The organism is Arthrobacter sp. P4_H3 (assembly GCF_056400885.1).
In genome coordinates this window covers 272,335-289,659 of the sequence record NZ_JBFUKK010000003.1, presented here as the reverse complement: position 1 = coordinate 289,659, position 17,325 = coordinate 272,335, and the positions used below count along the sequence as shown (strand labels likewise).

16 protein-coding genes and 2 tRNA genes are annotated in these 17,325 nt (G+C 62.9%); 12 read left to right on the top strand and 6 right to left on the bottom strand.

The genetic code is table 11. The annotated features are described in order from the left end of the window. Positions 1–6: 6 nt before the first annotated feature. The 5 genes from AC1DRE_RS06595 to rpmH are packed head-to-tail and all read right to left on the bottom strand — an operon-like array spanning position 7 to position 2,539. Positions 7–573, bottom strand: coding sequence for a Jag family protein (locus tag AC1DRE_RS06595; RefSeq protein ID WP_104174606.1), 567 nt, complete (start codon positions 571–573; stop codon positions 7–9). Beyond that, a complete protein-coding gene (gene yidC / locus AC1DRE_RS06590; protein WP_476983864.1) occupies positions 573–1,544 on the bottom strand; it encodes a membrane protein insertase YidC in 972 nt (323 codons plus the stop codon). Before yidC ends, AC1DRE_RS06595 begins: the two co-directional genes overlap by 1 nt. Before the next feature lie 16 nt (positions 1,545–1,560). Then, entirely contained in the window at positions 1,561–1,956 is a 396-nt protein-coding gene (yidD, locus tag AC1DRE_RS06585; RefSeq protein WP_476983863.1) for a membrane protein insertion efficiency factor YidD, read from the bottom strand. Continuing rightward, positions 1,949–2,359, bottom strand: coding sequence for a ribonuclease P protein component (gene rnpA / locus AC1DRE_RS06580; RefSeq protein ID WP_476983862.1), 411 nt, complete (start codon positions 2,357–2,359; stop codon positions 1,949–1,951). The genes yidD and rnpA overlap by 8 nt, the downstream gene beginning before the upstream one ends. 42 nt (positions 2,360–2,401) lie before the next feature. Further along, positions 2,402–2,539 carry a 50S ribosomal protein L34 gene (gene rpmH, locus AC1DRE_RS06575; RefSeq protein WP_003800212.1) on the bottom strand — a complete coding sequence of 46 codons (138 nt, stop codon included), beginning with the start codon at positions 2,537–2,539 and terminating at the stop codon, positions 2,402–2,404. 468 nt (positions 2,540–3,007) lie between these two features. Between rpmH and dnaA the strand changes: the two genes are divergently transcribed. The 12 genes from dnaA to AC1DRE_RS06515 all read left to right on the top strand — a co-directional run bounded on the left by dnaA (position 3,008) and on the right by AC1DRE_RS06515 (position 16,319). Beyond that, positions 3,008–4,429, top strand: a complete 1,422-nt coding sequence (gene dnaA, locus AC1DRE_RS06570; RefSeq protein ID WP_476983861.1) for a chromosomal replication initiator protein DnaA — start codon at positions 3,008–3,010, stop codon at positions 4,427–4,429. Positions 4,430–4,965: 536 nt separating this feature from the next. After that, on the top strand, positions 4,966–6,090 hold the full coding sequence (gene dnaN / locus AC1DRE_RS06565) for a DNA polymerase III subunit beta (RefSeq protein ID WP_104174611.1): 1,125 nt from the start codon (positions 4,966–4,968) through the stop codon (positions 6,088–6,090). A 107-nt stretch (positions 6,091–6,197) separates the two neighbouring features. Next, positions 6,198–7,082, top strand: coding sequence for a phosphogluconate dehydrogenase (NAD(+)-dependent, decarboxylating) (gene gnd / locus AC1DRE_RS06560; protein WP_476983860.1), 885 nt, complete (start codon positions 6,198–6,200; stop codon positions 7,080–7,082). A 36-nt stretch (positions 7,083–7,118) separates the two neighbouring features. After that, the gene (gene recF / locus AC1DRE_RS06555; protein WP_476983859.1) at positions 7,119–8,324 is read left to right on the top strand and encodes a DNA replication/repair protein RecF; all 1,206 of its coding nucleotides are present in this window, start codon (positions 7,119–7,121) and stop codon (positions 8,322–8,324) included. Further along, positions 8,321–8,875: a DciA family protein gene (locus AC1DRE_RS06550; RefSeq protein WP_104174614.1), complete on the top strand. Its 555-nt coding sequence runs from the start codon at positions 8,321–8,323 to the stop codon at positions 8,873–8,875. Before recF ends, AC1DRE_RS06550 begins: the two co-directional genes overlap by 4 nt. A 413-nt stretch (positions 8,876–9,288) precedes the next feature. Next, the gene (gene gyrB / locus AC1DRE_RS06545) at positions 9,289–11,379 is read left to right on the top strand and encodes a DNA topoisomerase (ATP-hydrolyzing) subunit B (protein WP_476983858.1); all 2,091 of its coding nucleotides are present in this window, start codon (positions 9,289–9,291) and stop codon (positions 11,377–11,379) included. 60 nt (positions 11,380–11,439) lie between these two features. Further along, entirely contained in the window at positions 11,440–14,148 is a 2,709-nt protein-coding gene (gene gyrA / locus AC1DRE_RS06540) for a DNA gyrase subunit A (RefSeq protein WP_476983857.1), read from the top strand. Then, the gene (locus tag AC1DRE_RS06535) at positions 14,145–14,792 is read left to right on the top strand and encodes a DUF3566 domain-containing protein (RefSeq protein WP_476983856.1); all 648 of its coding nucleotides are present in this window, start codon (positions 14,145–14,147) and stop codon (positions 14,790–14,792) included. Before gyrA ends, AC1DRE_RS06535 begins: the two co-directional genes overlap by 4 nt. Before the next feature lie 98 nt (positions 14,793–14,890). Further along, a tRNA-Ile gene (locus AC1DRE_RS06530) sits at positions 14,891–14,964 on the top strand. A 23-nt stretch (positions 14,965–14,987) separates the two neighbouring features. Next, positions 14,988–15,140 (top strand): DLW-39 family protein, encoded by a 153-nt coding sequence (locus tag AC1DRE_RS06525; protein WP_476983855.1) that lies wholly within the window; start codon positions 14,988–14,990, stop codon positions 15,138–15,140. 72 nt (positions 15,141–15,212) lie between these two features. Beyond that, positions 15,213–15,288 (top strand) — tRNA-Ala (locus tag AC1DRE_RS06520). Between the two features lie 116 nt (positions 15,289–15,404). Beyond that, a complete protein-coding gene (locus AC1DRE_RS06515; protein WP_476983894.1) occupies positions 15,405–16,319 on the top strand; it encodes a DMT family transporter in 915 nt (304 codons plus the stop codon). A 48-nt stretch (positions 16,320–16,367) separates the two neighbouring features. Here AC1DRE_RS06515 and AC1DRE_RS06510 read toward each other — a convergent pair whose 3' ends face one another. Continuing rightward, entirely contained in the window at positions 16,368–17,243 is an 876-nt protein-coding gene (locus AC1DRE_RS06510) for a glycosyltransferase family 2 protein (protein ID WP_476983854.1), read from the bottom strand. Positions 17,244–17,325: the final 82 nt, after the last annotated feature.

Below are 17,325 nucleotides of genomic sequence, written 5' to 3'. Positions count from 1 at the left end.
GCGTCTTCAGTCTGCGGAGACAACGATGTGCCTCCCGGCACCTTCGCCTTCGGATTCGCTGACGAATCCCAGATCGGCCACAGCGTCGTGGACGATCTTCCGCTCGTAAGCGCTCATCGGCTCCAGCGCCACAGCGTTTCCGGATTCCTTGACGGAGGCCACGGCGTCCTCTGCAATCTTCTGCAGGTGGCCGGCACGCTCCTGCCGGTATCCATTGATGTCCAGCACCAGCCGGGACCGGTTTTCGGTGGCTGAGAGTACGGAAAGGCGGGTCAGCTCCTGCAGGGCTTCCAGCACTTCACCGTCCCGGCCGACGAGGCTGTCCAACCCTGATGACTCTTCCTCGGCCACGATGGAAATGTAGGTCCGTCCGTTCCGGACCTCGATGTCGATGTCGCCGTCAATGTCGGCGATGTCCAGCAGCTCTTCGAGGTAGTCGGCTGCGACGTCGCCTTCCTCTTCCAGCCGGCTCGCGGAAGAACCCTTGCCCGAATCCTGGCTCTCGTCCCGGGCGTCGTCCTGGTCTTCAATGGCCTCGGCGGTAACGGCGTTTTCGGTGCTATCGACAGACATTACTTCTTCTTCCTGTTCTTACGTTGTGGCTGGATGCGCTGGCCTTTGGCCTCGGCGACGGCGGCTGCGGCGGCGGCTTCAGCCTCAACGTCGGCCTTCTTGCCTCCCAGGATGGGCAGGGCCGGAAGGCCCTTGGCGGCGCGGCGCTCGGCGAGGGCCTTGGCGGCCGGGGATCCCGGCGTCGGCATGCGGCGGATGACGAAGAACTGCTGTGCCATGGTCCAGAGGTTGGTGGTGGTCCAGTAGATCAGCACACCGATAGGGAAGTTGATGCCACCCACACCGAACACAAGGGGCAGGATGTAGAGCATCATTTTCTGCTGGCGCATGAACGGGCTGGCCATGGCCTCTTCGGACATATTCTTGGCCATGATCTGCTTCTGCGTGATGAACTGCGAAGCCGTCATCGCGAGGATCATCACGATGCTGAGCACAACCACAGCAACGTTTCCGGCGCCACCGTGAAGAAGTGCAGCCGACAGCGGGGCGCCGAAGATGCTCGAGGAGTCGAACTGAACCACCTGCTCATGGCTCATGGCACCGATGCCCTTGCCCTGGTCCTTCGCGGCGGTGATACCGGAAAGCACCTGGAACAGGGCAAAGAAGAACGGCATCTGGATCAGCATGGGCAGGCAGGCCGAGAACGGGTTGGTCCCGTGCTTCTTGTACATGGCCATCTGTTCCTGCGCCATGGCCTGGCGGGAGAGCTGGTCGGTCTTGCCCTTGTACTTCTCCTGCAGCTTCTTGAGGTCCGGCTGAAGGAGCTGCATGCCGCGCTGGGCCTTGATCTGCTTGACGAACACAGGGATCAGGGCGGCACGGATCACCAGCACAAGCCCGATGATGGACAGCGTCCACGTCCAACCATTGGCGGCAGGCAGGCCAATGGCGCTCAGGCCGTCATGGAAGCCCACCATAATGACGGAAACCAGCCACTTGAACGGAAACATGATTGTTTCAAAGAAGTCCATACGATATCCCTATTCGTCAGGCCGCAGTGCGGCCTTCTCCATCAGACTGTGCAGCCAGGTACTTGTCCGGGTTGTTCAGTACAACAATTGTGGGGGTCCGGTGTTCGGGCCAGTGGCGGTGGCCGGCGGGGACGTGGTCCACGCCGCCGGCGTTCCAGGGATGGCAGCGCGCCAGGCGCCGGGCCGCGAGCCAGCTTCCTTTCAAGGCGCCGTGCACCGTGATTGCTTCGAGGGCGTACGCCGAGCACGAAGGAAAGAAGCGGCAGACCTGACCGTACAAGGGAGAAATCACCTTGCGGTAGGCCATCAGCAGCAGGATAAGAAAGTTGCGGGGCAGGTTCCAGAGCGTCTTGCCCATATGGAGCGCTGCTGGTTTGAGGAAACGGACGACGGCGGCAATGGCGTTACGCACGCGGTGTCCCTTCCTGTGTTGTTTCCCGTGAAACCGCTGACGCGGCCCGAGGAAGGCGGCCGCCCAGCCGTTTCATGGTCGTTTCCAGAGCGGCGTTGTAATCTGCCAGCAGTTGGTCCCAGCTGGCAGTCGCGGCCGCAGGCAGTGCCCGGACCACAATGGCGAACCCGGTACCGTAATCCTGCAACGACAAAGCGCCGGCTTCCCTCAGTCTCCTCTTAACGAGGTTCCTGACAACAGCGTTCCCAACACTCTTGGAAACGATGAATCCGATCCGGCTTGGTTCGTCAGCAGCAATAGCTACCGTATATAACACTACGTTCCGGCGTCCATTGCGGACGCCGGAACGTACAGTTGTTGAAAAATCGGTTGGTGTCCTAAGACGGTTCCTGGTGGCTAGCACCGTTAAACTCGCAAAGGGATGTAGACCGACGAGTCAGTGTATTTAGGCCGACAGTTCGGTGCGGCCCTTGCCACGACGGGCTGCCAGGATGGCACGGCCGGCACGGGTACGCATACGAAGGCGGAAGCCGTGCTTCTTGGCTCGACGGCGGTTATTCGGCTGAAAAGTCCGCTTGCTCACGTTAGTTACTCCAGTGGATCAAAGGTGCGCCCACCCGATCAAAAAGGGGAAGAACTGGCCGACGCTAAGTTTTGTATGTGCACACGCTGCCCTCGGCTCGTAGGACGCAGAACGTCAGAGAGATTCAAATGAGGTCGAAAAGCGGACACAAAGGACTTCACAACGTTAGGCCAAAAAGCCTGCCGTAGTCAAACCGGGCCAGGGTTCACTGCCCTGCACCCGCTGTGGTTAACCTCTGCCCACAGCCTGTGGATGAAGTGGCTCACAGGGCGCGTTTTCGAACCACACCGGTGTAATTATCCACAAGGCTCTACCCAGCTATCTTCTAGGCTTTTGATCCCCTAGAGTGGCTCAGTAGCCGATTATCCACGCTCTGTGCATAACCCTGTGGATATAAGCCGGAACCACCCCTGGTTCAGGACTTGTGGCTGCAGGTAATGCAGGCAAGCAAGTTTGAGGAACTGATTGATGACAGTAGACGAAGCCAACCACGCGAATACTGTCGGAAGTTCCTGGCGGCGGGTTGTGAGCCTTCTGGAGCAGGACCACCGGGTTTCACCCCGGCAGCGCGGCTTCGTAATCCTCGCCCAGGCGCAGGGACTGATCGGGTCCACCCTCCTGGTGGCGGTGCCCAACGAACTCACCCGCGAAGTCCTGCAGACCCAGGTCAAGGAAGCCCTCGACGACGCCCTCCACAGCGTCTTCTCCGAAGACATCCGCTGCGCCATCGACGTCGACACCGATCTGGTGCCCCTCCACACGGAGCCGGAACCCGCCGTCGAACTTTCCCTCGCGACCGATCCCACCGTGGAACTGAAGCCGCAGCCCATGCTGCCGAGCACTTCCCACGAATTCGGCCGGCTCAACCCGAAGTACGTGTTCGACACATTCGTGATCGGTTCGTCGAACCGGTTCGCGCATGCAGCCGCCGTCGCCGTCGCCGAGGCACCGGCCAAGGCGTACAACCCGCTGTTCATCTATGGGGATTCCGGACTGGGCAAGACCCACCTGCTGCACGCGATCGGGCACTACGCCCGCCGCCTCTACAGCGGCATCCGGGTCCGCTACGTGAACTCCGAAGAGTTCACCAACGACTTCATCAACTCCATCCGGGACGACGAGGGCACCAGCTTCAAGACCACCTACCGCAACGTGGATGTCCTGCTGATCGATGACATCCAGTTCCTGGCCGGCAAGGACCGCACGCTGGAAGAGTTCTTCCACACGTTCAACGCGCTCCACAACAACAACAAGCAGGTTGTCATCACGTCCGACCAGCCGCCCAAGCTGCTCGCAGGGTTCGAGGACAGGATGAAGTCCCGCTTCGAGTGGGGCCTGCTCACCGACATCCAGCCGCCGGAACTGGAAACCCGCATCGCGATCCTCCGCAAGAAGGCCCTCAGCGAAGGCCTCTCCGCACCGGACGACGCCCTCGAATACATCGCGTCCAAGATTTCCAGCAACATCCGCGAGCTCGAGGGCGCCCTGATCCGCGTCACCGCCTTCGCCAGCCTGAACCGTCAGCCGGTGGATGTGGCCCTCGCGGAGATGGTGCTCAAGGACCTCATCACGGACGACGGCGCCCAGGAGATCACCTCGGCGCAGATCCTGACCCAGACGGCCGACTACTTCAAGCTCAGCATGGAGGAGCTCTGCAGCAAGTCTCGGACCCGCACGCTGGTGACCGCACGCCAGATCGCCATGTACCTGTGCCGCGAGTTGACGGACATGTCGCTTCCCAAGATCGGGCAGGAGCTCGGCGGCCGCGATCACACCACCGTGATCCACGCAGACCGCAAGATCCGCGAACTGATGGCCGAGCGACGTGTGATCTACAACCAGGTTACGGAGCTGACCAACCGCATCAAGCAGCAGCAGCGGGATTCCTGAACCTGGCTTCCGGCCCGCATCCTTACCTTATTAACAGGGGCATGTGGATAAGCCTGTGGATAGTTAAGGGGACAACCGCGGTTAATGGGCTTAAAACCCTTAAGGCATCTGTGGATCAGCGAAACGGCCCAAAAAGTTGTCCCCATCCACACCCTGTTTAAAACCTGCTTCGCCCACAATGGATGAACAGGGCTTAACCGCGGAATCGTGCCGTGAAACAGGGTTATCCACAGTTTCCACAGCAGTTATTAACACTACTAATCCCAAAAAATTGAAATTCCCTCAAATAACAATCTCGTTCCCCGCCCCGCACAGCCTCGTGACCTCGGCCCGGAAGGGCCAGCGTCCCTGTCGGGGATGGGGAAATCCTCAATGTTCCGGCTAAGCTGTCAGCAGCGCTCCCATCCTTGGGTCTGTTTGTGGTTCAGCAAGCGCGGACCATGCAGGTTCCGGTGTCCGGGGGCGAGGTTTTTTGGACTCCCTGAGGGAGTTCCCGTTGAAAAAATGGCAGCAGCAATGAAAGGCGGCACCCTTCCGTGAAGTTCAGAGTCGAACGGGACGTCCTGGCAGAAGCCGTCACATGGACCGCCCGGTCGTTGTCTCCGCGGCCGCCGGTTCCGGTGCTTTCCGGGCTCCTCCTCAAGGCCGAGTCCGGCACCGTGAGCCTCTCGAGTTTTGACTACGAAACCTCGGCCCGCCTCGAAATCCCGGCTGATATCAGCGTTGAAGGCACCATCCTGGTTTCGGGCCGCCTCCTTGCGGACATCTGCCGCAGCCTGCCATCTGCTCCGGTTGAAGTCGAAACCGACGGCAACAAAGTCACCCTCACCTGCCGCCGCAGCAGCTTCCACCTCGCCACCATGCCCGAGGCCGAATATCCTCCGCTGCCTGCGCTGCCCACCATCAGCGGAACGGTGCCGGGCGATTCCTTCGCCCAGGCCGTCTCCCAGGTGATCATCGCCGCCAGCAAGGACGACACACTGCCGATCCTCACCGGCGTCCGCATGGAGATCGAGGACGACCTCATCACCCTGCTGGCCACAGACCGCTACCGCCTGGCCATGCGCGAAGTGCCGTGGAAGCCCGTCACTCCGGGCATCTCCACCAGTGCCCTGGTCAAAGCGAAAACCCTCAACGAAGTTGCGAAAACCCTCGGCAACAGCGGAGACATCAACCTCGCACTGGCTGACGACGACAGCCGGCTGATCGGCTTCGAGAGCGGCGGCCGCACCACCACATCACTCCTGGTGGACGGTGACTACCCCAAGATCCGGTCGCTGTTCCCGGATGCCACGCCGATCCACGCCACGGTGCAGACCCAGGAACTGGTCGAAGCTGTCCGGCGCGTGTCCCTCGTTGCAGAACGCAACACCCCGGTTCGACTTGCCTTCACCGAAGGCCAGCTCCACCTCGACGCTGGCACGGGCGAGGACGCCCAGGCGTCGGAGGAACTTGAAGCACAGCTGACCGGCGAAGAAATCACGGTTGCGTTCAACCCGCACTACCTCATCGAGGGCCTCAGCGTGATCGAAACCAAGTTCGTCCGGTTCTCCTTCACCACGGCCCCCAAGCCGGCCATGATCACGGCACAGGCCGACGCCGACGGCGAAGACCAAGGCGACTACCGGTACCTGGTCATGCCGGTGCGCCTACCCAACTAGGTAGCAGCTGATGTCGTTTTGGGCACCCAAAACGACACTTACTGCGACCCAGTTGGGTACATCACCGCAGCCCCACCACACCACCAGCGCAGAAAAGAGTTTCTACCGTGCATATCGGACTGATCGGCCTTGGCAAAATGGGTTTCAACATGCGCGAGAGGCTTCGCAAGGGTGGCATTGAGGTCACTGGCTTCGACCGCAACCCTGACGTCACCGACGTCGCGACGGTTGACGAGCTCATCGCGGCCGTTCCCGTTCCGCGCGTCATCTGGGTCATGGTCCCGGCCGGTGAAATCACCGACGCCGTGATCACCGAGCTCGGTTCCAAGCTCGACGCCGGTGACCTGGTGATCGACGGCGGCAACTCCCGCTTCACCGAGGACCAGAAACACGGGGCCGCTCTGGCTGAGCAGGGTATCCGCTTCGCCGACTGCGGTGTATCCGGCGGCGTGTGGGGCCTGGCGAACGGCTACGGGCTCATGGCCGGCGGCGATGCCGCCGACATCGAACGGGCCATGCCCGCTTTTGATGCCCTCCGTCCCGACGGCGACCGGGCGGACAGCTTTGTCCACGTCGGCGGAATCGGTGCGGGCCACTACGCCAAGATGGTGCACAACGGCATCGAGTACGGGCTCATGCAGGCATATGCCGAAGGGTATGAACTCCTGGCCGCCAAGGACATCGTCACCGACCTGCCGGGAACCTTCCGGGCCTGGCAGAAGGGCACGGTTGTCCGCTCCTGGCTGCTCGACCTCATGGTCAAGGCACTCGACGAGGATCCGGGCCTGGCCTCGATTGACGACTACGTCGAAGATTCCGGGGAAGGTCGCTGGACCGTCGAAGAAGCAATCGCGAACGCGGTGCCCGCGCCGGCCATCACTGCCGCCCTGTTTGCACGCTTCTCCTCCCGCGAGGACAACTCGCCGGCCATGAAGATGGTGTCCGCACTGCGGCATCAGTTCGGCGGGCATGCCACCCGTCCGGCCAAGTAGCGGCAGTCCTGGCAGTCCGGGAATCCTGAAGACGGCGTGTACCTAGAAAAGCTTTCGTTGACCGATTTTCGCAGTTATGCCCAGGTTGACCTCACCCTCGAGCCCGGGGTGACGGTGCTCGTGGGATACAACGGCATCGGCAAGACCAACCTCATGGAGGCCATCGGTTACCTGGCCACCCTGAGCTCGCACCGGGTCAGTTCGGACGCTCCGCTGTTGCGCTTCGGAACAGAACGCGCCCTGATCCGGGCCAAGCTGGTCCGGGGTGAGCAGTCCACCGTGCTGGAACTGGAAATCAATGCAAGCCGCGCCAACCGAGGGCGTATCAACCGCAGCAACCCCGTGCGTGCCCGTGACATCCTCGGCATCTGCCAGACAGTACTGTTTGCGCCCGAAGACCTGGCTTTGGTCAAGGGCGATCCTTCCAACCGCCGGCGTTTCCTCGACGAGCTGCTGGTCAGCCTCATACCCCGCCATTCCGCCACGCGAAGCGACTACGACCGCGTCCTCAAACAGCGCAACGCCCTTCTGAAATCAGGCCGTGCCGGCAAATTTACCGCCGGCCACGAGGCAACCTTGGATGTGTGGGACCAGCACATGGCCCGGGCCGGCGCCGAACTGCTGCACGCCCGGCTGGAACTGGTGGAACGGCTCAGGCCCCACCTGAACAAGGCTTATGCGCAGTTGACCGACGGTTCCAAAGAGGCGGACGCCATTTACCGGTCCACGCTCCAGGACCTGCTGGATGACGACGGCGCCGGTGCGGCTTACGCTGCCGAACCGTCCGCCGTCGGGCGCGTTGAGGACCTGCGGGCACTCTCCGTCGACGAGCTGACCGAACGCTATGTGCAGGCGTTTGCGGCGTCCCGCCGCAAGGAACTGGAGCGGGGCATTTCGCTCGTGGGGCCGCACCGTGACGACGTGGAACTCATCCTCGGCGAGGCGCCGGCAAAAGGGTACGCATCCCACGGCGAAACGTGGTCCATGTGCCTTTCCCTGCGCCTGGCGTCCTACTACGTGATGCAGGACGATGCCCGTACGGGCGGGTCTGCACCGATCCTCATACTCGACGATGTGTTTGCCGAACTCGACGTCCAGCGGCGGCGTAAACTGGCGGCAATAGTATCCGGCGCCGAACAGGTGCTGGTGACTGCCGCCGTCGACGCCGACATTCCGGAGGAACTGACCGGGCGGCGGGTGAAGGTCATCCCGGGAGGAATCGATGAGTCGGAATCCCCATGAATAAGGACACCGGGGGTCTGCAGCCCGGCCGCGACCCCGACGACATCGATGCCCCCCAGGCAGCCCTCAACCGCATGCGCGAAGCGGCGGCCGCCCGCGGTGAAATCCGCCGCAAGCATCCACTGCCCGCAAACGGAGCCAAAAAGCCGGGGCGCAGCGCGGGAACCCGCGGCTTCACCCAGTTCCACGGCACTGGCCGCGATCCGCTCGGTCTGGGCAAAGTGGTGGGACGGTTGGTGGCAGAACGGGGCTGGACGTCCCCGGTTGCGGTCGGCTCGGTCATGGCCGAATGGGGCACCCTGGTGGGTCCGGAGATCTCGGCGCACTGCACCCCGGAAAGTTTCACCGACACCACGCTCCACGTCCGGTGCGATTCCACGGCGTGGGCCACCCAGCTCCGCCTCCTCAGCTTCAGTCTCCTGGAGAAATTCCGCACGGAACTGGGCGAGGGCGTTGTCACCAAAATCCAGGTCCTGGGACCGGCGGCGCCCAGCTGGCGGAAGGGCGGACGGACAGTCAACGGCCGCGGTCCCCGGGACACCTACGGATAGCGGAACGCCACGACCGCCGCTGCGATCCCGGCTGCTGGCACTCGCGACTCTTGAAAAATGGCCAAACGGCGTGTAGGGCGCTCAAACGGCCCTTGGCCGTATAGGAACCCAGAGACCGGACCCCTGGAGCCTTGCAGGCGGAGCCAATGGCCTGCCAGCGCCACTTTCCTCCGCGTTTGCGGCCCTGGAATGCGGGATTACGCCCGCCCGCACGGTAGAATCGGGGTAGATAACTGGGCGCCGGTGAAACGTTGACTGAGTCCGTTTTCCGGCGCATTTTCCTGCGGCCGGGGCACGGTTCCGCCAGTCACCGAAGTAATCGGCGTTATCAGTGACGTGCCTGTTGGCAGGAACCTCTTCTATCGGAGACGGTGACGGCCGGCCATACGAATACAGAGGAGTCGAAAGCGCCTGTGGCTAACGACAATGCAGATATCCCGGCAGTGGAACACGCAGCTGAGGATGCCCGTACAACTGATGCGCCGGCGGAGGCAGCCGAGCGCAAGGGATACGGTGCCAGCGACATCACCGTCCTTGAAGGGCTTGAGGCTGTCCGCAAACGGCCCGGCATGTACATCGGTTCCACGGGACCCCGCGGCCTCCACCACCTGGTGTACGAAGTGGTGGACAACTCCGTGGATGAAGCCCTGGCCGGGTACTGCACCCACATCGAGATTGTTCTCCAGAGCGACGGCGGCGTCAAGGTGATTGACGACGGCCGAGGCATCCCCGTGGATATGCACCCCACGGAGCACAAACCCACGGTTGAAGTTGTTATGACCATCCTGCACGCCGGCGGAAAGTTCGGCGGCGGCGGTTACGCCGTTTCCGGCGGCCTGCACGGCGTGGGCATTTCGGTGGTCAACGCCCTCTCCAGCCGGGTGGACACCGAAGTGCGGCGCCAGGGCCACGTCTGGCGGATGTCCTTCGCCGACGGCGGCAAGCCCCAGGGCGGCCTGGTCCAGGGTGAAGAGACGGACCAGACCGGTACGACGCAGACCTTCTACCCGGATGCCAGCATCTTCGAGAGCACGGAATTCGATTTCGAGACGCTCCGCGCCCGGTTCCAGCAGATGGCATTCCTGAACAAGGGCCTGCGCATCACGCTGACGGACGAGCGCAACGCCACCCTTGAAAACTCCGAAGACGGGGACCTCGATCTCGACGCCGTTCCCACCGAGGGCGAAGTCGCCGCCGAATACCGGACGGTTGTTTACCAGTACGACGACGGCCTGCTGGACTACGTGAAGCACCTGAACTCCGGCAAGAAGGTTGATGTGGTCCACGAGGACGTCATCGCCTTCGAAACCGAGGACACGGAACGGAAGATCGCCCTGGAAATGGCGATGCAGTGGACCAACGCGTACTCCGAAAGCGTCCATACCTACGCCAACACCATCAACACGCATGAGGGCGGCACCCACGAAGAGGGCTTCCGCGCCGCGATGACATCGCTCATCAACCGCTATGCGCGCGAGAAGAACATCATCAAGGAAAAGGACGACAACCTCACGGGTGATGACATCCGTGAAGGGCTCACCGCCGTCATTTCCGTGAAGCTGGCCGAACCGCAGTTCGAGGGCCAGACCAAGACCAAGCTCGGCAACTCCGAGGTCAAGGGCTTCGTCCAGCGCGTTGTCACCGACGGCCTGGGTGACTGGCTGGAACGCAATCCCGGCCCGGCACGCGACGTGATCCGCAAGGCCATTTCAGCTGCCCAGGCCCGCATGGCCGCCCGCAAGGCCCGCGACAATGCCCGCCGCAAGAGCCCCCTCGAATCCTTCGGCATGCCGGGCAAGCTGTCCGACTGCTCCTCCAAGGACCCGGCCAAGTGCGAGGTCTACATCGTGGAGGGTGACTCCGCCGGCGGCTCCGCCAAGCGCGGACGCAACCCGGAAACGCAGGCCATCCTGCCCCTTCGCGGCAAGATCCTGAACGTGGAACGGGCACGCCTGGACAAGGCCCTCGGCAACAACGAGGTCCAGTCCATGATCACGGCCTTCGGTACCGGCATCGGCGAGGACTTCGACCTCAGCAAACTCCGGTATCACAAGATCGTGCTCATGGCCGATGCTGATGTTGACGGCCAGCACATCACCACGCTCCTGATGACACTCCTGTTCCGGTACATGCGCCCGCTGATTGAAAACGGTTACGTGTACCTTGCCCAGCCGCCGCTGTACCGGATCAAGTGGTCCAATGCACCGCACGACTACGTCTACAGCGACCGTGAACGCGACGCGCGGCTCGTGGCCGGCCAGGCCTCAGGACGCCGCATTCCGAAGGACAACGGCATCCAGCGCTACAAGGGCCTTGGCGAGATGGACTACACGGAGTTGTGGGACACCACCATGGACCCCGACCACCGGACCCTCCTGCAGGTCACGATGGATGACGCCCTCGCGGCTGACCAGATCTTCACCGTGCTGATGGGTGAGGATGTTGAGTCCCGCCGAAACTTCATTCAGCAAAACGCCAAGGATGTCAGGTTCCTGGATATCTAAGAGCCCAACGGCCCTAAATATGCTCGATCAGACATATACCTGAAACGGAAAATATAGACTATGAGTGACGAAACACCCGAGGTTCCGGCCGAATCCGCCGGTCCCGCCGAGCCCGTCTTGGAGGGCGACGTGCTGGTCGACCGCGTGGAGCAGGTGGACCTGCAGACGGAAATGCAGCGCTCCTACCTCGACTACGCCATGGCCGTTATTGTCGGCCGTGCTCTGCCTGACGTCCGTGACGGACTCAAACCCGTCCACCGCCGGGTTCTTTACGCCATGTTCGACGGCGGATACCGCCCGGACCGCTCCTTCAACAAGTGTGCCCGCGTGGTGGGCGAGGTCATGGGCCAGTACCACCCGCACGGCGATACGGCCATCTACGACGCCCTGGTGCGCCTGATCCAGGACTGGACCATGCGCTACCCCCTGGCGCTGGGACAGGGTAACTTCGGTTCGCCGGGCAACGACGGCGCTGCAGCACCGCGTTACACCGAAACCAAGATGGCCCCGCTTGCCATGGAAATGGTCCGGGACATCGACGAGGAAACCGTCGACTTCCAGGACAACTACGACGGCAAAAACCAGGAACCCACCATCCTGCCGGCGCGGTTCCCCAACCTGTTGGTCAACGGCTCGTCGGGCATCGCCGTCGGCATGGCCACCAACATTCCGCCGCACAACCTCCGCGAGGTTGCCGACGGCGTGCAGTGGTACCTGGCCAATCCGACGGCCAGCCGCGAAGAGCTGCTGGAAGAACTGCTGCTGCGCATCAAGGGCCCTGACTTCCCGACCGGCGCCACGATCCTGGGCCACAAAGGCATCGAAGACGCGTACCGCACCGGCCGCGGCTCCATCACCATGCGTGCCGTGGTCAATGTTGAAGAGCTCCAGGGACGCACGTGCCTGGTGGTCACCGAACTGCCCTACCAGGCCAACCCGGACAACCTGGCCATCAAGATCGCCGAACTCGTCAAGGACGGGAAGATCTCGGGCATAGCCGACCTCCGGGATGAGACCTCCGGCCGCACCGGCCAGCGCCTGGTCATCGTGCTCAAGCGCGACGCCGTGGCCAAGGTGGTGCTGAACAACCTCTACAAGCACACGCAGCTGCAGGACAACTTCGCGGCAAACATGCTGGCGATCGTTGACGGCGTCCCGAGGACCCTTAGCCTGGACGCCTTCATCCGCCACTGGGTCACGCACCAGATGGACGTCATCGCACGCCGGACCCGGTACCGCCTGCGCAAGGCCGAAGAGGAAGCACACATCCTGCGTGCACTCCTCAAGGCTTTGGATGCGCTGGACGAGGTTATTGCCCTCATTCGCGCGTCCAACACCACCGAAGCGGCACGCGACGGCCTGATGCAGCTGCTGGACATCGATGAACTTCAGGCGCGCGCCATCCTGGACATGCAGCTTCGCCGGCTTGCCGCCCTGGAACGCCAGAAGATCCAGGACCGCCATGCCGAACTGGAAGCCCTGATCGCCGAGTACAACTCGATCCTGGCCTCCGAAGAGCGCCAGCGCGAGATCATCAGCACTGAACTTGCCGAAATCGTCGCCAAGCACGGGGATGACCGCCGCACGAAGATCCTGATGGGCTTCGACGGTGATATGTCCATGGAAGACCTCATTCCTGAAGAGGAAATGGTGGTCACCATCACCCGCGGCGGCTACGTCAAGCGCACGCGCAGTGACAACTACCGCTCACAGCAACGCGGCGGCAAGGGCATCAAGGGTGCCCAGCTGCGCGGGGACGACGTCGTGGAACATTTCTTCGTCACCACAACGCACCATTGGCTGCTGTTCTTCACCAACCTGGGACGCGTCTACCGTGCCAAGGCTTACGAACTCGTGGAAGCGGGGCGTGACGCCAAGGGCCAGCACGTTGCCAACCTGCTGGCTTTCCAGCCGGACGAGCACATCGCCCAGGTGCTGGACCTCCGTGACTACCAGCACGCCCCGTACCTGGTGCTCGCCACCAAGCGCGGCCTTGTCAAGAAGACCCGCTTGGAGGACTACGACACCAACCGCTCCGCGGGTGTCATTGCGATCAACCTGCGCGACGGCGACGAACTCGTCTCGGCACAGCTTGTCTCGGAAACCGATGACCTCATGCTGGTTTCCCGGATGGGCCAGTCCATCCGTTTCACGGCGACGGACGATGCACTGCGCCCCATGGGCCGTGCGACCTCCGGCGTGACCGGCATGAAGTTCCGTGAAGACGATGAACTGCTGGCGGCAGACGTCGTCAAGGACGGCTCGTTCGTTTTCATCGTCACCGAAGGCGGCTACGCCAAGCGCACTGCGGTGGAGGAATACCGCCTCCAGGGCCGTGGCGGCCTCGGAATCAAGGTTGGCAAGTACCAGGAAGAACGGGGCCACCTCGTGGGTGCCCTGATTGTCCAGGAAGAGGACGAAGTCCTGGTGGTCATGGAAGGCGGCAAGGTGGTCCGGTCCTCGGTGGCCGGCGTGCCTGCCAAGGGTCGCGACACCATGGGTGTCATCTTCGCCAAGCCGGACAAGAACGACCGCATCATCGAGGTCGCGCGTAACAGCGAACGCGGTCTGGAAGGCGAGGAGGCTGAAGCCACCGACCCGGAAAACCCGTCCGAAAGCCCGGCTGCGGCCGAGGATGACGTAACGTTGGCTGAAGGTGCCGGATCACATGACGGGTCCGCAGAGGAAGATTCAGCACCGGCCGCGGAGTCCGAAGAGTCATCGGACGACGCTGAGCTGGACGAAGAAAATACCGGAGGTAACGAGTGAGCAATTCCGACTCATATCCCAAGCCGAACAGCAACACTCCCGGCGGGATCAGGCAGCCGGCGTCCGCTCCGCGCGTGAACGCCCCCGTACGTCCCCAGCAGCGGCCTTCGACGCCGGGCGCTCCGGCGCAGCGTCCTGTGGTCCCCGGGCAGCGTCCAGCCCAGGGGCAGCGCCCTGCGCAGCCGCCCCAGGGGGCGCGTCCCGGCGTTCCCGGCCAGCGTCCGGGCCAGGGCGGCGCCCAGGGCGCTCCCGGGCTGGTCAAGCCGGCTCCGAAGGCGAAGGTCCGCCGTGCCCGGCTCCTGGTCAGCAAGGTGGACCCCTGGTCTGTGCTGAAGATGGCCTTCCTGCTGTCCGTTGCCCTGGGCATCGTCACGGTTGTTGCGGCGATCGTCCTGTGGACCGTCCTGGATCTGACCGGGATCTTTGACCAGGTGGACAGCCTGCTCGGAACACTTGCCGGTTCAGAAGGCGGCGGGTTCGAACTGAAGAAGGTGGCTTCCCTCGGCCAGGTGGCTTCCTTTGCGGTGATTATCGCTGTGGTGAACGTTGTGCTGCTGACTGCCCTCTCGATGCTTTCGGCCGTGCTGTACAACATTTCCGCCACCCTCGTCGGTGGCATCGGCGTGACCCTGACGGACGACTAGTCCGTGGATTTTCGCCGGAATTCCACCGGCGAAATGCCTCGATTTGAGATCGGGCCGGGATGTGCTGTAAAGTCATGTCTCGGCCCGATGAGGCATCGGGGCGTATAGCTCAGGCGGTTAGAGCGCTTCGCTGATAACGAAGAGGTCCCAGGTTCAAGTCCTGGTACGCCCACGGAACCTGCACAGGTTTTGGAAATGGTTCGGATAACACCGGGCCGGAACGGGGTGCATGTGAAGAAGTTGCTGGTTGTTGCAGTGGCTATCGCAGGCGCCTTGCTGTTCAAGAAGGTGCAGGAATCCGAAGCCCGGAAAACGGTCTGGAGCGATTCGACTGACAAGGTCGAATAGCCCGGATTCCCGGTCCGGACGCTGGTAAGCAGCGTTCCTGAACTAGGGTATGATTGACGGGTTGCTTCTTATGGGGGCATGGCGCAATTGGTAGCGCACCTGCTTTGCAAGCAGGGGGTTCGGGGTTCGAGTCCCCGTGCCTCCACCATAAGGAAGGCCCCGGAATGCGGAAACGCAATCCGGGGCCTTTTGCTTTGCCCTCAATCCTTGTGCTTGGCGTAGTCGTCCATGACCACCTTCAGGGGCAGCACTACTGTTGGAACAGTGAACTTCTTCCTTGCCGCCCTGGGCGTGCTGGGAGTGGCCTCCTCCGGGCCCCTCATCGCCGCCACGCTGGGTGCCACCTCTGTCAGCGCCCTGGCCATCGCCTTCTGGCGCAACGCCATCGGAGCCGCTGTCATGGCTTCACCGGTCCTGGTGACGGATCCCCGGCAGTTCGGCAACGTGACACCGCGCGAGTTCCGCTGGTCCGTCCTTGCCGCTGTCGCCCTGGCGCTGCACTTCGCATGCTTCATCACCTCCCTCCAGCTCACGTCCGTGGCAGCGGCGACGGCGCTGGTCTGCCTCCAGTCCGGCTGGATCGCGGTGTTCCAGCTCTTCCGGGGAGTGCGCCACCCCTGGCAGGTACTGGTGGGCCTGGGGATGGCGTTCGGCGGCGTTGTGGCGATCACGGGCTTCGACATGGGCACGTCACCGGAAGCCCTGCTGGGCGACCTGCTGGCGGTGGCTGGAGGGGCCCTGGCCGGCCTCTACACGCTGGCAGGCGGCAAGGCGCGCGAAACCATGGGCACCGGCACCTACACGACGCTCTGCTACGGGATGTGCGCGGCCGTGGTGGCGCTGCTGGCACTGTTCTCCAGGCAGCCGCTGGTGGGTTTCGACGCCGCGGGCTGGTTGGGGATCCTTGCCATCACCGTGTGCGCCCAACTGGTGGGGCACACAGCCTTCAACCATCTGTTGGCCACCATGAGTCCGCTGCTGGTATCCATGATCATCCTGCTGGAGATTCCCGGCGCCGCGCTGCTGGCTGCCGTGTTCCTGGGTGAGACCCTTCCGGGCGGTACCTATGCGGGCCTGGTGCTGATTATGGTGGGGCTCGCCGTCGTTGTGGCCGGGCAGCGGCGCAAAAGGCCCTCACGCGCCGGCACAACCCGCCTGGGGGAGCTGGGAACGGACTGACGCCCGGCACTGGGTTTGGGCCAGCCCCCGCTGAAGCCGAGGTAAAGGCTACTGGCCGCCGCGGCGCGCAGGCTGGGTGGAGTTCACCGTGTGGATGGCGCGGAGGAGCTTGGCCGGGAAATAGACGGAGAAGAACACCACCATGGGCGCTTTGAGGGCCATTTTCTTGACGTTGTGGGCCTTATACGTCCGGTCGAACCGGGTCACGTAGTACCGGTAGTCGCGGGGAGAATCCTCGAGCCGGCGGGCGGACATTCCGGATACCATCTGGGGCCAGTACTGGACCCTGAGGTCGTGGTCGGCCAGATGCAGGGAGAGGTCGATGTCCTCGTGCATCTCGTCTTTTTCGTCCCGGCAGGTCTCGTCGCGGATGGTTTCCCAAGCGGAGCGGCGGAGCGCCATGTTGGAGCCGAAGAGGAAGTGGTACTGGTGCTTGGCCAACTTGAGCATCAGCTGACGCATTTTGTCGTCCGCTTTGAGCCCGAAGCGGCGCATCGGCATGTCGTAATAGACCACCGGGCCGGTGGCAGCCTGGACGGAGGGGTCAAGGAATGCTTTCTGGACCTGTTCCACCCAGTCCGGTTCCACCACGGAGTCCGCGTCAATCCGCCCCAACACCTCGCCTGTGGCGTGGTTGAGGCCAAAGTTACGGGTCGGGATGAGGCCCTGGTGCCGGTCCTGGCTCAGCAGGATGATGGGACTCTCGGGGTATTCCAGCTGCATTTGCCGCACGATCTCTGCCGTGCGGTCCTTGGACATGTTGTCCACCACGATGATCTCCGCGGCAGGCACCGACTGGTAAACAGCCGCGATGAGGCACTGCCTGATGACGCTTTCCTCGTTATATGCCGGTATGACGATGGATACGCCCGGCAGTAGCGCAGCGTCGTGCGAGGCATCCTCGGCGGATCTATCGGGTGACATCACCACAAATTTAGCACCCTTGCGTGTCGCAGCCCGTGATGCCGGGTGAAGGTCGGGGAAACAACAGAGGGACCCCGCCCTG

Coding starts and splice junctions, on each gene's coding strand:
- AC1DRE_RS06595 (WP_104174606.1), bottom strand. CDS start 573: ATGTCTGTCGATAGCACCGAAAACGCCGTTACCGCCGAGGCCATTGAA.
- yidC (WP_476983864.1), bottom strand. CDS start 1,544: ATGGACTTCTTTGAAACAATCATGTTTCCGTTCAAGTGGCTGGTTTCC.
- dnaA (WP_476983861.1), top strand. CDS start 3,008: ATGACAGTAGACGAAGCCAACCACGCGAATACTGTCGGAAGTTCCTGG.
- AC1DRE_RS06550 (WP_104174614.1), top strand. CDS start 8,321: ATGAATAAGGACACCGGGGGTCTGCAGCCCGGCCGCGACCCCGACGAC.
- gyrA (WP_476983857.1), top strand. CDS start 11,440: ATGAGTGACGAAACACCCGAGGTTCCGGCCGAATCCGCCGGTCCCGCC.
- AC1DRE_RS06525 (WP_476983855.1), top strand. CDS start 14,988: ATGGTTCGGATAACACCGGGCCGGAACGGGGTGCATGTGAAGAAGTTG.
- AC1DRE_RS06510 (WP_476983854.1), bottom strand. CDS start 17,243: ATGTCACCCGATAGATCCGCCGAGGATGCCTCGCACGACGCTGCGCTA.